Origin of the sequence: Hymenobacter lapidarius, assembly GCF_001816145.1 — a bacterium.
GTDB lineage: Bacteria > Bacteroidota > Bacteroidia > Cytophagales > Hymenobacteraceae > Hymenobacter > Hymenobacter lapidarius.
The window spans coordinates 1-16,817 of record NZ_MDZB01000140.1 but is presented as its reverse complement, the minus strand read 5'-3'; the positions used below and the strand labels follow the sequence as shown (position 1 = coordinate 16,817).

14 protein-coding genes are annotated in these 16,817 nt (G+C 63.5%); 6 read left to right on the top strand and 8 right to left on the bottom strand.

Annotated elements, in window-relative coordinates; translation table 11 throughout:
- Positions 1–513, bottom strand: a 513-nt coding sequence (locus BEN47_RS16270; protein WP_317039527.1) for a transposase, incomplete at its 3' end; no start/stop codon positions are given.
- 126 nt (positions 514–639) lie between these two features.
- Between BEN47_RS16270 and BEN47_RS16265 the strand changes: the two genes are divergently transcribed.
- Complete coding sequence (locus BEN47_RS16265) at positions 640–1,341, top strand: alpha/beta fold hydrolase (protein WP_158011055.1); 702 nt, start codon at positions 640–642, stop codon at positions 1,339–1,341.
- Positions 1,342–1,382: 41 nt separating this feature from the next.
- Positions 1,383–2,213: an aquaporin gene (locus BEN47_RS16260; RefSeq protein WP_070729738.1), complete on the top strand. Its 831-nt coding sequence runs from the start codon at positions 1,383–1,385 to the stop codon at positions 2,211–2,213.
- Positions 2,214–2,216: 3 nt separating this feature from the next.
- Here BEN47_RS16260 and BEN47_RS16255 read toward each other — a convergent pair whose 3' ends face one another.
- The 3 genes from BEN47_RS16255 to BEN47_RS16245 all read right to left on the bottom strand — a co-directional run bounded on the left by BEN47_RS16255 (position 2,217) and on the right by BEN47_RS16245 (position 5,484).
- On the bottom strand, positions 2,217–4,526 hold the full coding sequence (locus tag BEN47_RS16255) for a patatin-like phospholipase family protein (RefSeq protein ID WP_070729736.1): 2,310 nt from the start codon (positions 4,524–4,526) through the stop codon (positions 2,217–2,219).
- Positions 4,527–4,763: 237 nt separating this feature from the next.
- Complete coding sequence (locus tag BEN47_RS16250; protein WP_158011053.1) at positions 4,764–5,165, bottom strand: DUF2752 domain-containing protein; 402 nt, start codon at positions 5,163–5,165, stop codon at positions 4,764–4,766.
- Entirely contained in the window at positions 5,155–5,484 is a 330-nt protein-coding gene (locus BEN47_RS16245) for a CD225/dispanin family protein (RefSeq protein WP_070729742.1), read from the bottom strand. Before BEN47_RS16245 ends, BEN47_RS16250 begins: the two co-directional genes overlap by 11 nt.
- A 302-nt stretch (positions 5,485–5,786) precedes the next feature.
- On the opposite strand from BEN47_RS16245, the gene BEN47_RS16240 reads away from it, so the two are divergent.
- On the top strand, positions 5,787–6,716 hold the full coding sequence (locus BEN47_RS16240) for an ion channel (protein ID WP_070729732.1): 930 nt from the start codon (positions 5,787–5,789) through the stop codon (positions 6,714–6,716).
- A 19-nt stretch (positions 6,717–6,735) separates the two neighbouring features.
- On the opposite strand, the gene BEN47_RS16235 is transcribed toward BEN47_RS16240, so the two are convergent.
- From BEN47_RS16235 to ruvX, 3 genes are all read right to left on the bottom strand, one after another.
- Complete coding sequence (locus BEN47_RS16235) at positions 6,736–7,713, bottom strand: zinc dependent phospholipase C family protein (RefSeq protein WP_070729730.1); 978 nt, start codon at positions 7,711–7,713, stop codon at positions 6,736–6,738.
- 137 nt (positions 7,714–7,850) lie between these two features.
- On the bottom strand, positions 7,851–8,450 hold the full coding sequence (def, locus tag BEN47_RS16230; RefSeq protein ID WP_070729728.1) for a peptide deformylase: 600 nt from the start codon (positions 8,448–8,450) through the stop codon (positions 7,851–7,853).
- A gap of 96 nt (positions 8,451–8,546) precedes the next feature.
- Positions 8,547–8,984 (bottom strand): Holliday junction resolvase RuvX, encoded by a 438-nt coding sequence (ruvX, locus tag BEN47_RS16225; protein WP_070729726.1) that lies wholly within the window; start codon positions 8,982–8,984, stop codon positions 8,547–8,549.
- A gap of 433 nt (positions 8,985–9,417) precedes the next feature.
- Here ruvX and BEN47_RS16220 point away from each other — a divergent pair, with 433 nt between their 5' ends.
- The 3 genes from BEN47_RS16220 to BEN47_RS16210 all read left to right on the top strand — a co-directional run bounded on the left by BEN47_RS16220 (position 9,418) and on the right by BEN47_RS16210 (position 15,488).
- The gene (locus BEN47_RS16220; RefSeq protein WP_070729725.1) at positions 9,418–11,094 is read left to right on the top strand and encodes a S41 family peptidase; all 1,677 of its coding nucleotides are present in this window, start codon (positions 9,418–9,420) and stop codon (positions 11,092–11,094) included.
- Positions 11,095–11,609: 515 nt separating this feature from the next.
- Positions 11,610–12,263 (top strand): response regulator transcription factor, encoded by a 654-nt coding sequence (locus BEN47_RS16215; RefSeq protein WP_070729724.1) that lies wholly within the window; start codon positions 11,610–11,612, stop codon positions 12,261–12,263.
- A gap of 162 nt (positions 12,264–12,425) precedes the next feature.
- Entirely contained in the window at positions 12,426–15,488 is a 3,063-nt protein-coding gene (locus tag BEN47_RS16210) for a sensor histidine kinase (RefSeq protein ID WP_070729722.1), read from the top strand.
- A 781-nt stretch (positions 15,489–16,269) separates the two neighbouring features.
- Here the strand turns inward: BEN47_RS16210 and BEN47_RS21080 are convergent.
- Entirely contained in the window at positions 16,270–16,704 is a 435-nt protein-coding gene (locus BEN47_RS21080; RefSeq protein ID WP_125921728.1) for a hypothetical protein, read from the bottom strand.
- Between the last annotated feature and the right edge of the window lie 113 nt (positions 16,705–16,817).

Below are 16,817 nucleotides of genomic sequence, written 5' to 3'. Positions count from 1 at the left end.
GGTTTGCTCCGACTCGGCGCCGGCATGGAGGTAAAACTCGACGGGGATGCCGTCGCTGGTGGCCACCACCTGCACCTTGAGCCCATAAAACCAGCTGCGCTTACTGGTGCAGCGACCGTGATACGCCTTGCCCGTCAAGAGCTTACAGCGCGGAATGCGCGTATTATGGCACACGGCCACGGGGAAGGAATCGAGCACATACCGCGCCTCGTCGTGCAATTGCTTGAGCACGTCGCCCACGGTGGCAAACAGGGCGTAGAGGGTATCGGTGAGGGCATGCAGACGGCGCGTGAAACCGCTCTTATCCAGCCGGTTTTGCCCCCAATGTTGCTCCATGTAGTGTTTGGCGACCACCAGGTTGCCGCCAAAAAAGCGGGCCGCGACCAGCGCCGTGGTCAGGACCTGCGCATCGGTCAAGCGCCGGCTCGTCGCCGGGGGTAGCGTGCCGGCAGGGCGGGTAAAGCGGATTAAGTCATCGAGGACGCAGTACATTGCAACCGTCTGTTCGCGCATGGTCAGCAGGGAGTTGGGAGGTCAGAGACCCAAACCTAGCCTGTTCACGCCGAACAGACTTTTTTATCCTCCCAATACTCCGCAACTTGGGTTAGCAAGCAAAAAGAAATGGTTACACTTTTGGGATTGCACTACTGGGCCGGCTCGGGCCAGGAATACGAAGGCTTAGGCGCGCTGCTGCCGGCGCACCTGCGCCTGCTCGCCCCCGACCTGCCCGGGTTTGGCGCGGAGCCCGTGCCGGCGGGGTTCGACTTCTCGGTGGCGCACTACGCCGACTGGCTGGCGCGCTTCGTGGCTGTGCACGGCCTGACCGACTACGCGCTGCTAGGGCACAGCATGAGCGGCAAAATGGCCCTGGCCCTGGCGGCCCGGCGGCCCGCGGGCCTGCGCCATTTGCTGCTGCTTTCGCCCTCGCCACCCACCCCCGAGCCCATGTCGGACGCCGACCGGGCCGCTGCCCTGGCGGCGTTTGGCCAGGTGGCGGAAGCCGAAAAAACCTTTCGCACCATTACGCAGCGGCCCGTGGATGCGGCCCTGCACCAATCAATAATCGCCGATAACCTTCGCTGTGCCCGCCCGGCCTGGGACGCCTGGCTGCAGCAAGGCTCGCGCGAGGATATTTCGGCCCAAATGGCCGCGCTGCAAGTATCCTGCTCCGTGATGGTGGGCGCCCGCGACCGGGCCATTACCCCGGCCACGCAACGTGCGCAAACGCTGCCGTGGTTGCCCCCCGGCACCGCGTTGCGCGTAGAGCCAGGCGTTGGGCACCTGCTGCCCATCGAAGCCCCAAAGGCGGTAGCAGCCTTTGTGCGTAAGAATATTGGTTAAGCCGCTGGCGTGCAAATGAGCTGGCATCCAGGAATTACACTATGCAGATTGTAAATAAGGCAATAACCGCGCTGCGCTCCCACTGGAAATTTTACCTGGCCGAGGCAGTCGGGCTGGCATTCTTCATTACCTGTGCCAGCTTGTTCACCACGGCGCTGGAACACCCGGCTTCCTGGCTGCATCGGGCGCTGGTGGGGCAGGAGCTGCTGCGCCGCGGCATTCTTGGCGTGGGCATGGCCCTGGTGATAGCCGCCATTGTGTACAGCCCGTGGGGCAAGCAGTCGGGCGCTCACGTCAACCCCGCCGTGACCCTGGCTTTCTGGCAGCTCAACAAGCTGCGCACCGTGGATGCCTGCTGGTATGTAGTGGCACAGGTGGTGGGGGGCGTGGCCGCCGCGCTGTTCTGCACGCTCGTGCTGGGCCGCTACTACGCGCATCCCAGCGTGCATTACGTCACCACGCAGCCGGGGCCGGCGGGCGTGGGCGTAGCCTTCGTGGCCGAGTTTTTCATCTCCTTCGTCATGGTGGCCGTGCTGCTGGTGGCCCTGCACCAGCCCCGCCTGAAGAACGCTGCCGGGTGGCTGTTGAGCGGCCTCATCTTCCTGTACATCCTGTTCGAAACGCCGTATTCGGGCATGAGTCTCAACCCGGCCCGCTCCCTGGCCTCGGCGGTAGCCGCGCAGGATTATCGGAACTTGTGGGTGTATATGCTGGCTCCGCCTGCTGCCACGTGGCTGGCCACGGTGCTGTTTCTGCGCTTTCACCACGGGCACCCGCTAGAGTGTGCTATTGTGGCGGGCTGCGCACCCACGCCACAGTCTCCCCACCTGCGCGAGGAACCTCCGCATTACCCCGCCCCGCAGGCAGAGTAGGGCCTATTCCAGGGCCCGGCCGCGGAACAGAATAAAGCCCAGGTGCCCGTAAATGCCGAACCGCTCGGACGAGTCGTCGTAGTAGCGGGCGTGCAGGGCCAGCGGCCCCACCGGCGTCTCAAACACCACGCCCGTACTGGCCGTGATGCGCGGCCGGTCCAAGCCCGACCGGCGCACGGCCGTCTGCAGGTCGCCCTGCTTCAGCGGGCGCGCGTTTACGTGCACGTACGCCTCGGAACGCCATTCCAGCTTTTTGAAGAAAGGCTGGGAGTAGCGCAGGCCCACGGCTCCGTAACGGCCCGAACGGTAGCTGTCGAGGAACAAGGTGCGCGAGTCGGGGAGGGGCGCAAAGACCGGAGCGATGGTTTGCGAGGCGCGGTAGGTGGAGAAGGTGGGCAGGCTGCTCACGGTAAGCTCCAGAAAGTAGCCCCAGGCGTGGCGCTCGGTTTTGAAGGGGAAGTACCGCTCGGCCGTGGCCCGGAACTGCACCCAGTCGCGGGTCTGCGTGTTGCCAAACTGCTCGGCCGTGGAGCCGGGCGAGTACTTTGCCGAGCCCGTAACGCCGCGCACCGTGTACACAAAGCGGTGCCCGCTGGTAGCGTATTGCTTGCGGTTGAGGGTGTTGCGCGCCAGGCGCAGGGCTGCCGTGCTGCCCCGGAATACAGTCGCGTCCAGTACATCGGCCGAGGTGATTTCCTTTGAATTGGTGTACTCGTCCTTGGTCACAAAGGCACCCACATCGAGCAGAAAGCGGCTGCGGTAGTTGGGGCTGATGCCGAACTGCGCGCCCAGCTTGGTGTCCTGCTGCCGCACTTGGGTGTTGATGACGTCGCGCCCGAGCACGCCGCCCGTCTTCTGAAAGTCCCACTGGTTATACACCACCTCGGGCTCGATGAAAAACGGCAGCTTGGCCGGCACGTTGATGCGGAACGAGCCGTGCGCGCCGTTGTAAAAGCGGCCCAGGCTCACGTCGGCCGATGCCGTGTAGAGCAGCTTGCGCAGGTAGCGGTATTCCAACCCGAAGTAGAGGTTGTCGATGGGCCGGTTGCTGAGCACGAATCCCACTTCGGTGCTCACGTTGTTGTTGCGCTGCGCATCCACGCTGAATACGTAGCCCTTGCGGGCCTCGTCGTAGCGAATACGCGGGTAAATGTTCTTAAAGTAGTCGTCCGAAGACAAGCGGTAGTAGCCTTCCTCGATGTCGTCGAGCGAGTAGTCGCGGCCCGAACGCCGGAAAAACCGCGACGCGTACTCGTTCTGGTCAGGCCGTAGCCCGTTCACCCTCACTTCGATAAAGCGCGGTTTGGGGGCCAGCGCCTGGAACGCCAAGCGGCGCTTTTGCAGGTCCACCGAATCTACGCGCCGGCCAATGCGCATTTTTATCTCCTCCATGCTGCGGAACGCGGCCGTGTCGCCCTCGGCAATGATTTCCTTCACCCGCTCGAAGTCGCCCACGCCCAGGCCATCCAAATCGGGCTGAATGTAGATGCCGTTGCGGCCCACGCTGCCCGTGTCAGCCACGCTAGTGCCCAGGAAGGCCACGGTGCTGCCCAGCAGGGCATCGTCATTCTTGGGGTATTTCTTGAAGGCCACGTCGCCCACGTTCACCCCGATGATGATGTCCGGCGCGAAGGTTTTCTTCATCGTATTGGTGGGGAAGTTGTCGTACACCGCCCCGTCGTAGTAGTACTTGCCATCGAGGTTGCGGATGGGCCGGAACGCCAGCGGAAACGACATGGAATTGCGAATGGCGTCGGAGAGTGACCCCTTCTTTTGCTCCACCAACTGCCGCGTAAACACTTCCGACGCCATGCAGCGAAAGGGCACAAACAACTGGTTGAAATCGTAGTTGCTGCTGGCCGAGGCCGGGGCCAGCAGGCGGGCCAGGGCCAGGTTCAGGTTCAGGTCGTTCACCAGGTTGGTGCTCACGCGGGCCTGAAACGTGGAGTCGATGGCAATGCCCAGGCGCAGGGCCGAAGGCGAGGGCTCAGACGTGAGGAAATTGTAGGTTTTGCTTTCCAGCGGCTTGCCTGAAGTCCAGTTCTGGAACTCCGGGCTGAGCACAATCTGCTCAATTTCGTCGGGCGAATAGCCGGCCGCGTACATGCCGCCAATCACGGCGCCCATGCTGGTGCCCACGATGTAGTCGATGGGAATGCGATTCTTCTCGAGCTGGCGCAGCACGCCCACGTGCGCCAGTCCTTTGGCGCCGCCACCGCTAAGCACTAGGCCCACTTTCTGGGCCTGTGCGGGAAGTAAAGTAGAAACCACCAGCAGCAAAGCCACCAGTCCTGAGGGAAAAAAGCGAGTCATAAATGCAGGAAAAATTCGGCCTGAAGCAACGTTCGGCCCCGCTGGTACGCCGTAGGCCCCAACTGGGTTGTGAGATGGTGGTGGTGCTTGCTTATTTGTTAAAATTCAGGAGGTTACGCGCAAGGCAGCCGCGCAAGATGCGCGGACGCACATTGGCTCCTCGCGCTGCTGGACTAGCCTCGGCATCCCAGTGCAAATATCGCACTCCATCTCCGGTCCCAACCATCCAAGCAGCAGTTATTGAGGCGCCAGCCAGGTGCCCGCCTGCCCCGGCAGGTTGCGCAGCACCGCAAACCCCACCGTGACGCCCACCACCACCCAGCCCAGCCACGGCCGGTACAGCACCGCCGCCCGCCGGGGCTGCCCCGCCAGCCAGCCGCGCAGGCCCGCTACGGCGCCCACTAACAGCAGCGGCAGGCTGAGCACCGCCAGCAGATTGAGGCCGGCCGCCCGGCCCAACTCGCCGTGCAGCAACGCATGAAAAGCCCGCTGGGAGCCACAACCTGGGCAATACAGCCCCGTGAGCAACAAAAACGGGCAGCGTGGAAACGGAAAAAGGGCTGGGTCCAGCGTGAAATACAACACGGCCAGTCCCAGCCCTCCACCCAGTATTCCAAGCCAGCGGAGCTTAGTCAGCATTCGGCAAGCCATTCATCAAGCCTGCCCCGATGCCAAGGGCCATCATCACGCCCCAGATAACAAAGCCGCCAATGGCAACGAAAAAGCCGATTTTGGTCCATTTACCCGCTGATTGGGACGACTCCAGTGCCCCGGCGTAGTTGCCGGCGGCAAACTTGCTGTTCACCTCTGCCGCCTTCACAATGCCCACAATGCCAAACGGCAAGCAGCAAAATACGGTAACCAGAATAGCCTCCACGAGCCAGTTTTTGGGGGGCTGCGCCATGGGCGGCATGCCTCCGTTGGTAGAACCAGCATTCGGATTGTAAGATTGCTCCATGTAAAAATTTGAAAAAGTAGTAGTTGGTAAAAGAAATGATGAGGCAAGATTACTGAAAATTAAGCGAAGCACCCGTTTTACCGCTGCTTTTCAAGTCAATCCGATTCTGGTGCTACTGGCAGCAGTAAATGCATTGGGCAGTCTCCGACGAACCCTTTATTATGGGGGCGAACTTGAGACATAGAGTAGTTGTGTTTTATCGCAACAAATTAAAATTCAGTAATATAAATGAATTTTCTGGATGGCGGCCGGGGTCCTGTTACTTTTGAGCACTCTCACGTTTTCCTGCTTCCTTTCCCCGCATGGCCACCCTCGACCCCGGCATTGGCGAAAAGTTCTCGCGCCGTACCAAGCGCGCCATCAACCACGACGGCTCTTTTAATGTGCGGCGGCGCGGCGGGCCTCACCGCGGCGACCCGTACCAATGGCTCATCAAGATGGATTGGTGGCCGTTTATTGGCGTGGTGGTGGCGTTTTTTAGCTTGCTGAACGTCGGCTTTGCGCTGGCCTTCATGGCGCTGGGGCTCGACAGCCTGCCCGGCGTGACGACGCCCCACACGTGGTGGCAGGATTTTCTGAGCACGCTGTTTTTCTCCATCCAAACCTTCACCTCCGTGGGCTACGGGCACGTGTACCCCGGCAGCAACGGCGCGGGCTTTCTGTCCAGCGTCGAGGCCCTGGTGGGGGTGCTCACCTTTGCGCTGGCCACGGGCCTGCTCTACGGGCGGTTTTCGCGGCCCACGGCCCGCATTCATTTCAGCCGCACGGCCATTATCAGCCGCCGGGCCGACGGCACGCCCTGCCTGCAGTTCCGCATTGCCAACCAGCGCTCCAACATCCTCATCGACCTGCAGGCCCGCGTGCTCCTCAAAACCGTGGACCCCCTTACCACCAACCAGTCCTACGCCTTGCTGCCGCTCGAGCGCGATGCCATCAGCTTTTTTCCGCTGAGCTGGACCCTCGTGCACGACATTACCCCTGAAAGCCCCCTGCACGGGCTAATAATGGCCGATTACGAGGCCCGCGACGTTGAAATCATTGTTCAGCTCAAGGGCTACGACGACACCTTTGCCCAGGACGTGCACGCCCGCAACTCCTACGTTCACGAGGAAATAGAGTGGCACCGGCGCTTCATTCGCGCCTACGAGGTGGACGATGACGGCACGCCCGTCGTCGACTTGGACCGCCTGCATGAGACCGAAGCCCTGCCCGAAATACCGATGCCGCGCTAACGTTCCGGCTGGCGGCGGGCTACTCGTCGTGGCCGGGCGCGGTGGTCACGGGCGTGGCCGCAGTTTCTTTGGCTTCGCGGTCCAGGCGCTGCTTCTCGGATTCGGAAGGGGTGCGGGGCATCTTGCTCAAATCGGGCGAGCCGCCGTCTACCCAGCACGTAAACCAGAAGTTGCCGATGAGGGCCGCGGCGTAGCGCATCTGGCGCTCTACCTGCCCGTTGAGGCGGGCGTGGTAGGCCCGGCTGAACTCGCGGGAGTACGTCCGAATGGTTTGGGTGCCGCGCTGTTCGTAGCCAAATTTCTGGTCCTGGGCGTACTGTGCCGTGAGCTCCTTCTCAAAGCGCAGCACCGAATCCACGGCGGCGTGCGACCGGATAACCGCGCCCCAGATGGCGTCGGTGGGATTTTCAATATACTTGGCCTTGCCGCTAAACAAGTCGTAGTCGCTGCTCAGCAGCTCGGGCAGGCGCGACTCCCACAAGCTGTGAATGCCGCGCTGGCCAGTGAACTGGCCGTTGTAGTTCCTGGTGGTGTGCAGCGGCACGCAGGCATCGGCAATGTAGTGGCCCATGTCGGCCGAGAGGCGCAGGATGCGGTCGGTGTCGCGGTCTTTGAAAGCGGCCGTGAGCTGGTTTTTCATCGCCACCACGTTCCACGGCACGATGCCGTGCTGCAGCAGCGAGTCTTCGGTGTAGCGGGCAACGGCGTCGGCGTATTTACGGGGCATTTTGTACTCGGCGCTGTCGCCGTAGCGGTCCACGTCGAGGAAGTGCTTGGGTGCCTCGCCGGGCACCACCGTGCGCCGCGAGTCGGGGCGGGTGGCGTTGGCGGTCAGGTAATCAATGTTGGCTTTGTAGAAGCCCACCATGCCCGGCGGCAGGGTGTACACGGCCAGCCGGTTCAGCAGCCGGTGCCCAAAAAAGCCCCAGGCCTGCGCCGTATTGGTGCTCAGCACTAGTATCAACCCCAACAGCAAGAAGAATAACGCTTTTTTCATATTGAGAATAATCCGCTAATCAGCGAATTTCCCCACAATCTACTGCCGACGGTTGGCATTATTCGACCAATAAAATAAAACGCCCCCGGCTCATCACCGGGGGCGTTGGCACGAGTGCAGAAAAAGCAGGCCGTCCGCTACCGACGCTTGCCGTCGCCGGCAAACCGCATGCGGTAGTCGTGCTTCACATCGCCCTTGCTGATGCGGGCCAGCTTGCCCTTCAGCAGCTGCTTCTTAAAGGCCGAAAGCTTGTCCGTGAACAGCACGCCTTCCAGGTGGTCGTATTCGTGCTGGATGATGCGGGCCGCCATGCCCGAAAAGGCTTCTTCGTGCACCTGGCGGTTCTCGTCCTCGTAGCGCAGCACAATGTCGGCGGGCCGGTTCACCAGCTCGCGCACGCCGGGTATGCTCAGGCAGCCTTCCTCGAAGCCCCATTGCTCGCCGGTTTCGCTCACCATCACCGGGTTGATGAATGCGCGTTTGATGGGGTCTTCCAGCTCTTCGCCTTCTTCCTGGTCTTCCTCGTCTACTTCCACCATGGGCCCCGAGTCCATCACAAACAGGCGCACGCCCTTGCCAATCTGGGGGGCGGCCAGGCCCACGCCGTGGGCGTAGTACATGGTCTCATACATGTCGGCAATGAGTTGTTGCAAGTCGGCGGCGGGCAAATCGGTGGCCAGGTTCTTGGCTTTGGTTTTCAGCACGGGGTCGCCGATGGCGACAATGGAATAAATCATTAGAAAAGCTTTTAGCTGTTAGCCGTTAGCTGCTAGCAGGGTAATAATATGAAAATGCAAGTGAGAAAATTTCTGTCAGCGAGGCGCTAACAGCTATCAGCCAATAGCTAAAAGCTGATGACCCGTCGGCGATTCCAGAAAAGATTGCAGGATGATGGCAGCGCTGATGCGGTCCACGGTGGCCTTGTCGCGGCGGGCCTTCTGGCCCAGGCCGCCGGCCAGCATGGTGGCGTGGGCCATGCGCGAGGTAAACCGCTCGTCGAGTTCGTGCACGGGTAATTCGGGCAGCTCGCGGCGCAGGCGGCGCAGCAGGCCCACCACGGCGCTGGTCACGTCGGTGGGTTCGTTGAGCAGCGTGCGCGGCATGCCCACCACCACGGCCCGCAGCGGCTCGCGCTGGTGGTAGGCCAGCACATAGGCCACCAAGTCCTGGCTGTGAATGGTTTCCAGGGGCGAGGCAATCATGCACATGGGGTCGGTGACGGCTAGGCCCACGCGCTTGTTCCCGTAATCGATGGCAAGGATGCGTCCCATGGGTGGGGGAAATAAGATGGATGGCGAAAGTGCGGTGCGAAAGGATTGGGGCCACAAAGATACGGCAAGGGGGAAGGGCGCTCAATCCAATACGCGCGGGCCCTTCGTAGCTGTATGGTTCCGCAGCAGCTGGCCCGGGCATTGGGTTTGCAAAACTCCAGGCTCAACGGGTATCTGCCCGCGTTCATCGAAATTGAAAAAAGTAGTTCTTCTTAAAGTTATAAATTGCGGCGCAATTTAAGAGTTGTATCTATCTGTTTACAATTGTAATCTGCCAATAAATAAGGCTTATTTTAGTCTTTGACGTGTAAGTAATTGTATTTATTGAATAAAATTGGATATTCCTGTTATACTGTGGTGCTAACTGGGAAAATTTAAATAGTTTTGATTGTTCACTATCGTTTTTCTATTGATAAATACTTCTACTCTATTGATGTCCTCTACTTTACCCGCTGTTCCAGATTCTGGTCAGCCGGCTGCCGCAAGGCGCCGGCACGGCTGGCTGCGGCAGGGCCTGTTGCTGGTGCTGGCCATGGGCTGCGGCGTGCTGGTGGCCAACAACCCGTTCCGGCCCTCGTCCGATAACCCCGACGCTACGGCCCGCGGCTACCTCCGCTTCAAGGAGATTCTGAGCTACGTAGACCGCGACTACGCCGACTCCGTCGACACCGAGGGCCTGGCCGACTACGCCGTGGTGCAGATGCTGGAAAAGCTCGACCCGCATTCGGTGTACATCCCGGCCCGCGACCGCGACAAAGCCGACGCCTTCCTGCAAAGCGACTTCGACGGCATTGGCGTCGAATTCAACCTCTTTCGCGACACCGTGACCGTGGTGGCTCCGCTCAGCGGTGGACCCGCCGACCAGGCCGGCGTGCTGCCCGGCGACCAGATTCTGACCATTGCCAACCGCCGGGTGTCGGGTGCCCGGCTCAGCACCGCCCGCCTCAGCGAGCTGCTGCGCGGCCCCCGCGGCAGCAGCGTCACCATGGAGCTGCGCCGCCGTGGCCTGGGCCGCACCCTTGCCCTCACCATCCCGCGCAGTCGCATTTCCAACAGCTCCATTGACGCCGCTTACCTGGTTGATGACAAGACCGGCTACATCAAAGTGAGCCGCTTTGCCTCCAATACCTACGACGAGTTTAAGGTGGCGCTGATTGACCTGCGCCGCCAGGGCATGAGCCGCCTGGTGCTGGACCTGCGCGGCAACCCCGGCGGCTACCTCGACCGGGCCACCCGCCTGACCGATGAGTTCATCGGCGGCTCGCGCAAGATTGTGTACACCGACGGCAAGGGCGAGCAGTACGACTCGCAGACCTACGCCCGCGTAGCCGGCGAGTTTGAGCAAGGCGCCCTGGTGGTGCTGGTGGACGAAGGCAGCGCCTCAGCCGCCGAAGTAGTGGCCGGCGCCCTGCAGGACCACGACCGCGCCATTCTGGTGGGCCGCCGCACGTTTGGCAAGGGACTCGTGCAGCAGCCCATCAGCCTGAGCGACGGCGGCGAGCTGCGCCTGACCATTGCCCGCTACTACACGCCGGCAGGCCGCTCCATTCAGAAGCCCTACGGCGCCAGCTACGCCGAATACAGCCAGGAGCTCGCCGGCCGCTCGGCCCGCGGGGAGCTGGCTTCGGCCGACAGCAACCGCTTTGCCAAGGAGCTGCGCTTCCGCACCGACCACGGCCGGACCGTGTATGGCGGCGGCGGCATCATGCCCGACGTGTTTGTGCCCCGCGACACGCTGGCGCATTCGGCCTACTTCACCAAGCTGCTCAGCCACGGCGTGGCCCGCGCATTTGCCCTCTCGTTCTACCAATCGCACAAAGCCGAGCTTGAAGGCCTGCGCTTTGAACAGTTTAATGCCACATTCCGCATCAGCGATGCCCAGCTGGTGAGCCTGGCGGCGCAAGCGGCCCAGGACGGCATCACCACCGACGTAGCGGCCGTGCGCCGCTGCGCGCCTCTGCTGCGCAACCAGCTCAAGGCCTATATTGCCCGCAGCGCCTACGGGCCGGTGGCCTACTACACGGTGCTGCGCGAGCAGGACCCCGAGCTGCAGCGCGCCCTGCATGCCGTGGGCGACAGCACGGCCCAACTGGCGCTACTGGGCAAGTAGCGTGGGCGGTGAGGGCGTGTATCACGGCGAAGACGAAGGAGGAAGCAACCGAAGGTCAGCGTTAATTAATCCGTCCTGTTTTCCGCGACCAGCCCAATGACGTGACACACTCACACCATGCAAAAGCCCCGGTTGGGGTCCATCTCAGAAAACGGAAAACAGAGCACGCTAAGGTTCAGAAAGCAGCCAATAAGGCTGTGGTTTTGGTGTTGCAGACGAACGTTTGTAAAAGATGACAAGCAGGGAAAAAGACGTTTCTTGCTGTCTCGGTTGAGAAATAACCCAAGGCCGAATAAGAAACGATAACGGGCCCTTATCGGAGTTTATCTAAAAGACGATGGCAGTTTAAATCACCCTTTTACTGCACAAAAGCGCGTCTTCTCTCCCAAGTAACCGAGCAATATTTCACGCTTTAGTTGGCTGATTCGAGGTCATCAATCGTGGTGGCCGATTGCGGCGTTTCCTCCCCCTTTCGTGTCATAGCCCGGTGTGGCGGAGGCTACTACATTTGCCCCATGCAAACTCGGCTCCCCCTGGCCATCATCGAAGACCAGACGCCCATCCGGGAAATGCTGCACTATTACCTGGGCGCCCAGCCCGAGTTTGAGTGCGTGCTGATTGCGGTGTCGATGGAGGACTTCTTCCGGCAGCTGCCCGCGCTGGGCACGCCGCCGGTGCTGGTGCTCTCCGACGTCGGCCTGCCGGGCCGCTCGGGCATCGAGGGGCTGCCCCTCATCCTGGCCCGGCTGCCGGAGGCGCAGGTGCTCATGCTGAGCGTGTTCACTGACGCGCCCCGTGTGTTTGAAGCCATTTGCGCCGGGGCGGTGGGCTACCTGGTAAAGAACACCCCGCTGCCGCTTATCAAGGCGCATTTGCTCGAGGTGGCGGCCGGGGGCTCGCCCATGTCGCCAGCGGTGGCGCGGCACGTGCTACACGCGTTTCGGCGGCAGCCGCCGGTGGCGGTGGCGGCCACGGCCACGGCCCGCCTCACGGCCCGCGAGCAGGAAATCGTGACAGCCGTGGAGGAAGGGTTGAGCTATAAGCTCATTGCCGATGCCTTTGGCATCACCCTCGATACGGTGAAGAACCACCTGCGGGCGGTGTACCGCAAGCTGCACATCAACTCGAAGGGCGAACTGCTGGCCCTGGCCCTGAAGCGGCGCGGGTAGGTATCGGCTTACCTCCTGCGCCGACAGGTACCGGAACTGAGAAGCCCGCCAAACGACGGCGGGCCGAGCGTTACGTTGCGGAAGGGGGGCGAAATGCTTCCACTGGCTGCCCAGCGCGAAAGCTGTGCAATATTTGCAGCCAACTTTCAACGCCCGCCCCGCATGTTGCTTAAGCTACTGAGAATCCTGGGCTGGCTGGTGAGCGGCTGGTGGCTGGCAGCCGGGCCGGTCGCACAAGCCCAGCAGCTAGAGCAGCAGCCCGACCGCATCCTGAGCACGGTGGGCCTCCGCGACGTGAGCAGCGACCCGGCGGGCTTTGCCTGGGTGGCCGCCCGGCAGGGTGTGTTTCGCTACGACGGCCGGCAGCTCGTGCCCCTCAACCAGCTGGTGCGGCAGGGCCCCCACCTGAGCGGCGAAGCCACCCGGGTAGTGGCCGACTCGGCCGGCACGGTGTGGATAGGCATGCACAGCGGGCTGTATGCGTTTGTGCCCGCGACCGGCGAGCTGCGTCAGGTGCCGCTGCCCCGGCTCACGGGTCGGCACGGCCACATCAACGCCCTGCTGCTGTATCGGGGGACGCTGTGGTTTGGCCGGGGGCTGGACCCGTGCCAGGTGTTCCGGCTGCCGCTGAGGCAGGCCCGGCAGCCCGCGCGGCTGGTGTGGCAGCACCCGCAGGGCTTGATAGGAGCAATCGAGCCCGATTCGGCGGGGCAGCTGCTGCTGTTCAGCTTCGAGCGCAGCTGGCGACTGGCGCCGGGCGGCCAGGTGCAGCCCGTGGCCAGCGACAGCCACCGCTACCGGGTGCTGAAGGCCGACGACTCCCGCCGGACGCAGCTGGCCGACCACCCGCTGCGCCTCCCCAACAGCCCCTGGTTCCTGACCGACAGCGTGCTGTACGAGCGCCGGCCGCGGCAGCCGCCGCGGGTGCTGGCCCGCTGGCTCCGCAACAACTCCTCGCCCGCCGTGCCGCGCCTGAACGTGCTGGAGCTGGACAGCACCTGGTACTGGCTGGGCACCGGCGAACTGCTGGCGCTGTCCATCCGGAGGCAGCGGCAGCCGCCGGGGCTCCAGCACTTCCCGCTGCCTCTGGCCCGCGGGTGGAACGGGTGGCTGTGCTTCAACCGCGACCGGACGGGGCTGTGGGCCTTTGCCGAAGGCATGCCAGGGGTGTTTAAGCTGCGGCCCCGGCAAGCCCCCGTGCAGGCGCTGCCCGTGGCCGGGGGGCAGGGCCTCAGCACCCGTGCCATCAACCGGTTGGCCGATGGCCGGCTGGTGGTGGGCAGCTACTCGGGCACGTTTACGCAGGCGGCCGACAGCCCGCGGGCCCCCCTGCGCCACTGGCCGGGCGAGGTGCCTGGGACCGTCTGGTTTTGCAGCCTGCGCCTGCCCGATGCCCGCCTGGTGGTGGGGCTGGAAAACGCCGGCGTCTGGTTGCTAGCCGGGCCGCGGTTGCAGGAAATCGAGTGGACCGGGCCCCACCCCGAACCCACTGGCAAAACCACTTTCTGCCTGCTGCGCGACCGGGCGGGGCGGCTGTGGGCGGGCGGGCAGCAAGGCCTGTTTAAGCTCGACTTAGTCCGCCGCACGCGCCGGCGCTACCGCGAAGGCGACCCCGCCTGGCCACTGCACCGCTGCGAGATTGAGGCCATCAGCGAAGGGGCGGGCGGCGAGCTGTGGCTGGCCACCAACCGGGGGCTCTATTGCCTGCAGCCTGCCACCGGCGCCCTGCGCCACTACGGGCCCGACGAGCGCCCGCCCTACCGCCTGCCCACCGCCCTGCTGCGCTGCGTGCTGGTTTCGCACCCCGACAGCGTGTGGGTGGGCACCCTCGATGCCGGCCTGCTGCTGCTGCACCCCCGCCGCGGCGTGTGGCGGCAGCTGACGTTGGGCCAGGGGCTGCCCAGCGAAGCGGTGGCCTTTGTGCTGGCCCCCCCGCCGGGCCGGGTGCTGTGGGTGGGCACCCACAACGGCCTGGTGCGCTACGAGCCCCGCACCGGCCGGCGCAGCGACCTGACCACCGCCGAAGGGCTGGCCACCAACGAGCTGAATCGCCAGTCGGCCTGGTACGACCCGGCGCGGCAGCGCCTGTACGCGGGCGGGGTGGGGGGCCTGAGCGTGCTCGCGCCCCAGGCCCTGGCGGCCGCCGGGTACCGGCCCCGGCTGCTGCTCACCTGCCTCACCCAGCACCATGCCCGGCCCGACACCATTCGCACCGACTATCTGGCCGGCGCCCTGCCCCAGGGGCTGGAGATGGCCCCCGGCGACGCTTTTGCCGACCTGACCCTGAGCCTGAGCGACGACGCCGGACCCCAGCCGGGCCGCTTCACGTACCGCCTGCTGGGCACCGGGCCCGCCCCGTGGCAGGAGCTGGGCCCCGGCAACCGCCTGCGCCTGCAGAGGCTGGAGCCGGGCGACTACACGCTCGAAATCAGGGGTGAAACCGGGCTGGGCACGCCCACCCGCAACGGGCTGCGTGTACCGGTGCGGGCGCGCACCTACTGGTGGCGGCGGCCCGGTGTGTGGGCCCTCCTCACGGGCCTGCTGGTGGCGGGGGCAGTGGGCGGGGTGTACGGGTGGCAGCGGCGCCGCGGCCAGCGGCGCGAGCGGCACTGGCAGGCCGAACACGCCTTGCGCCAACGCATCGCCGCTGACTTGCACGACGACGTGGGCAACCTGCTCACCCAAATCAGCATGCACAGCGACCTGCTGCGCGAAACGCCCCACAGCCCGGCCCAGACCCGGGACCGGCTCGACGCCCTGGCCCTTGCCTCGCGCCAGGCCGCCCAGCAGATGAGCGACGTGGTATGGAGCCTCGACGCCGGCCCGCTGCGCCTGGGCCAGCTGCTGGCCCGCATGCGCGACCACGCCCAGGAGGTGCTGCCCCCCGCCGGCCTCGACGTGCAGTTCCGCGTGCCCGCCGACCTGCCCGACCCGGCGCTGGCCCCGGCCCTGCTCCACAACTTTTACCTCATCTACAAGGAAGCCCTGCACAACGTGGTGAAGCACGCCCACGCCACCACGGTCACCGTGCAGCTGGCGGCGGCCACGGCATGCCTCACCCTCACCGTGGCCGACGATGGCCGCGGCCACGATGGCAGCCCCCGCCCCGGCGGCCGCGGTCTGGCCAACATGCAAGCCCGTGCCCGCACGGTAGGCGGCACCGTGCGTTACGACCCGTTGGCGACGGGCTTCGCGGTGGTGGTGACGGTGCCGCTGGCCGGGTAGCGGCCCGGCACGCGCCGCCTCAACGCCGCCCGCCCGTCCCACGCCGCGGCCCTGAATTGTTCTCACTCCCCTGCCCCCGGACTGCCCACGTGGCGCGGCACGCCGAGTTGTTACGCCCTGGTAACGCTCTTGTCAGCCCCTGCCCGTCGACTTAGTGTCCCACATTTTGGACGGTTGTGCCGGGGCCTGATCGCAGCATTCTTTTCCAGTAATGCGGCGGCGCGTCGTGCCGCAAAATCCCGTTTTTTCAGGCGCTGGGTCCGGGTTGCGTCCGGCCACTCTAGGGGCGACCGGCCATTTTTTGTGTGGCCGGGTGCTGGTTTCCCGGCAAAGTACCACGTCGTCCTGCATTTTCGCATGACACTAACGTGTCATACCGCGGGTTTGCCATGACCAGTAGCTTTGCACAGTTATCAGATGGAATTGTATTTGCCGGTCGCTGCTTCGAAGAAAGCAGCGGAATGTTCTTATCTCCCTTTTTTCTTAAGCGCATGCGTACGTGCTTCCCTTCGGACAACACCCGTCCTGCCACCGCCCCGGCCCGCCTTCCCCGCTCGGCACGTCACCAGCTCTGGCACCTGAACACCCCCCTGCTGCGGACGCTGTTGCTGTTAAGCGACTGGCCGCAACGGACCTCACTCGGGACCAGCGGAGAGTCACCGCTTATCGGGCGGTCAGCCTAGTTGCGGGCCGACCCAACTACACGTCCAACTTAACCAAGCCCAGCCATTGGTTGCCGTACGGCCCAATTGCTTGGCAGTTAACCTGCCGGGGGGGGGGGCTAGCTGTTGGCTAGCAAAGCACCTACTTGGTGCTGCTGAGGCACCCAATGCCCACCGCAAACAAAAAGAACACCAAAGCGATGATGGGTTGAATCTGGGAAAAACGGAAAAATCACTGCCGACGGCGGACTACCAATACCGGGCCGGCGCTTGTATTGCAAGGCGCTTGGTGACCAATACAGATAGGGAATCATGAATGAGCTACTTACCGGTTTGCTGAACCGGGCGAAGCATGTACTTAAAGCACGCGCCCAAAAATCAACCCCATGGGCATAAACATGCCCAGCACCCAAAACAAGAGGTTGAATAGGCCATCCTTCATCAGGCGCAGGTCCATGGTCCAGAAGCTGTCGCGCGGCCGGTAGCCAAACAGGCTCTACAAACCCCCATTGCAGGGCTTTGTAGAGCCCCAGCGCCAAGAGCGGCTTTAACATCAAGAAGAAATCGTGGCGGTGGGATAATCTAAGGTGATACGTTTAATTTGGGGGATGGTCTTTACGCAACACTTCTGCGCCGCTTGCGGCAGTGAACATATTCGGCGCAATGG

Excerpts from the sequence above, each read along its gene's own strand:
- BEN47_RS16260 (WP_070729738.1), top strand. The coding sequence starts at position 1,383 with ATGCAGATTGTAAATAAGGCAATAACCGCGCTGCGCTCCCACTGGAAA.
- BEN47_RS16255 (WP_070729736.1), bottom strand. The coding sequence starts at position 4,526 with ATGACTCGCTTTTTTCCCTCAGGACTGGTGGCTTTGCTGCTGGTGGTT.
- BEN47_RS16250 (WP_158011053.1), bottom strand. The coding sequence starts at position 5,165 with ATGCTGACTAAGCTCCGCTGGCTTGGAATACTGGGTGGAGGGCTGGGA.
- BEN47_RS16245 (WP_070729742.1), bottom strand. The coding sequence starts at position 5,484 with ATGGAGCAATCTTACAATCCGAATGCTGGTTCTACCAACGGAGGCATG.
- BEN47_RS16240 (WP_070729732.1), top strand. The coding sequence starts at position 5,787 with ATGGCCACCCTCGACCCCGGCATTGGCGAAAAGTTCTCGCGCCGTACC.
- BEN47_RS16235 (WP_070729730.1), bottom strand. The coding sequence starts at position 7,713 with ATGAAAAAAGCGTTATTCTTCTTGCTGTTGGGGTTGATACTAGTGCTG.
- def (WP_070729728.1), bottom strand. The coding sequence starts at position 8,450 with ATGATTTATTCCATTGTCGCCATCGGCGACCCCGTGCTGAAAACCAAA.
- ruvX (WP_070729726.1), bottom strand. The coding sequence starts at position 8,984 with ATGGGACGCATCCTTGCCATCGATTACGGGAACAAGCGCGTGGGCCTA.
- BEN47_RS16220 (WP_070729725.1), top strand. The coding sequence starts at position 9,418 with ATGTCCTCTACTTTACCCGCTGTTCCAGATTCTGGTCAGCCGGCTGCC.
- BEN47_RS16215 (WP_070729724.1), top strand. The coding sequence starts at position 11,610 with ATGCAAACTCGGCTCCCCCTGGCCATCATCGAAGACCAGACGCCCATC.
- BEN47_RS16210 (WP_070729722.1), top strand. The coding sequence starts at position 12,426 with ATGTTGCTTAAGCTACTGAGAATCCTGGGCTGGCTGGTGAGCGGCTGG.
- BEN47_RS21080 (WP_125921728.1), bottom strand. The coding sequence starts at position 16,704 with ATGTTAAAGCCGCTCTTGGCGCTGGGGCTCTACAAAGCCCTGCAATGG.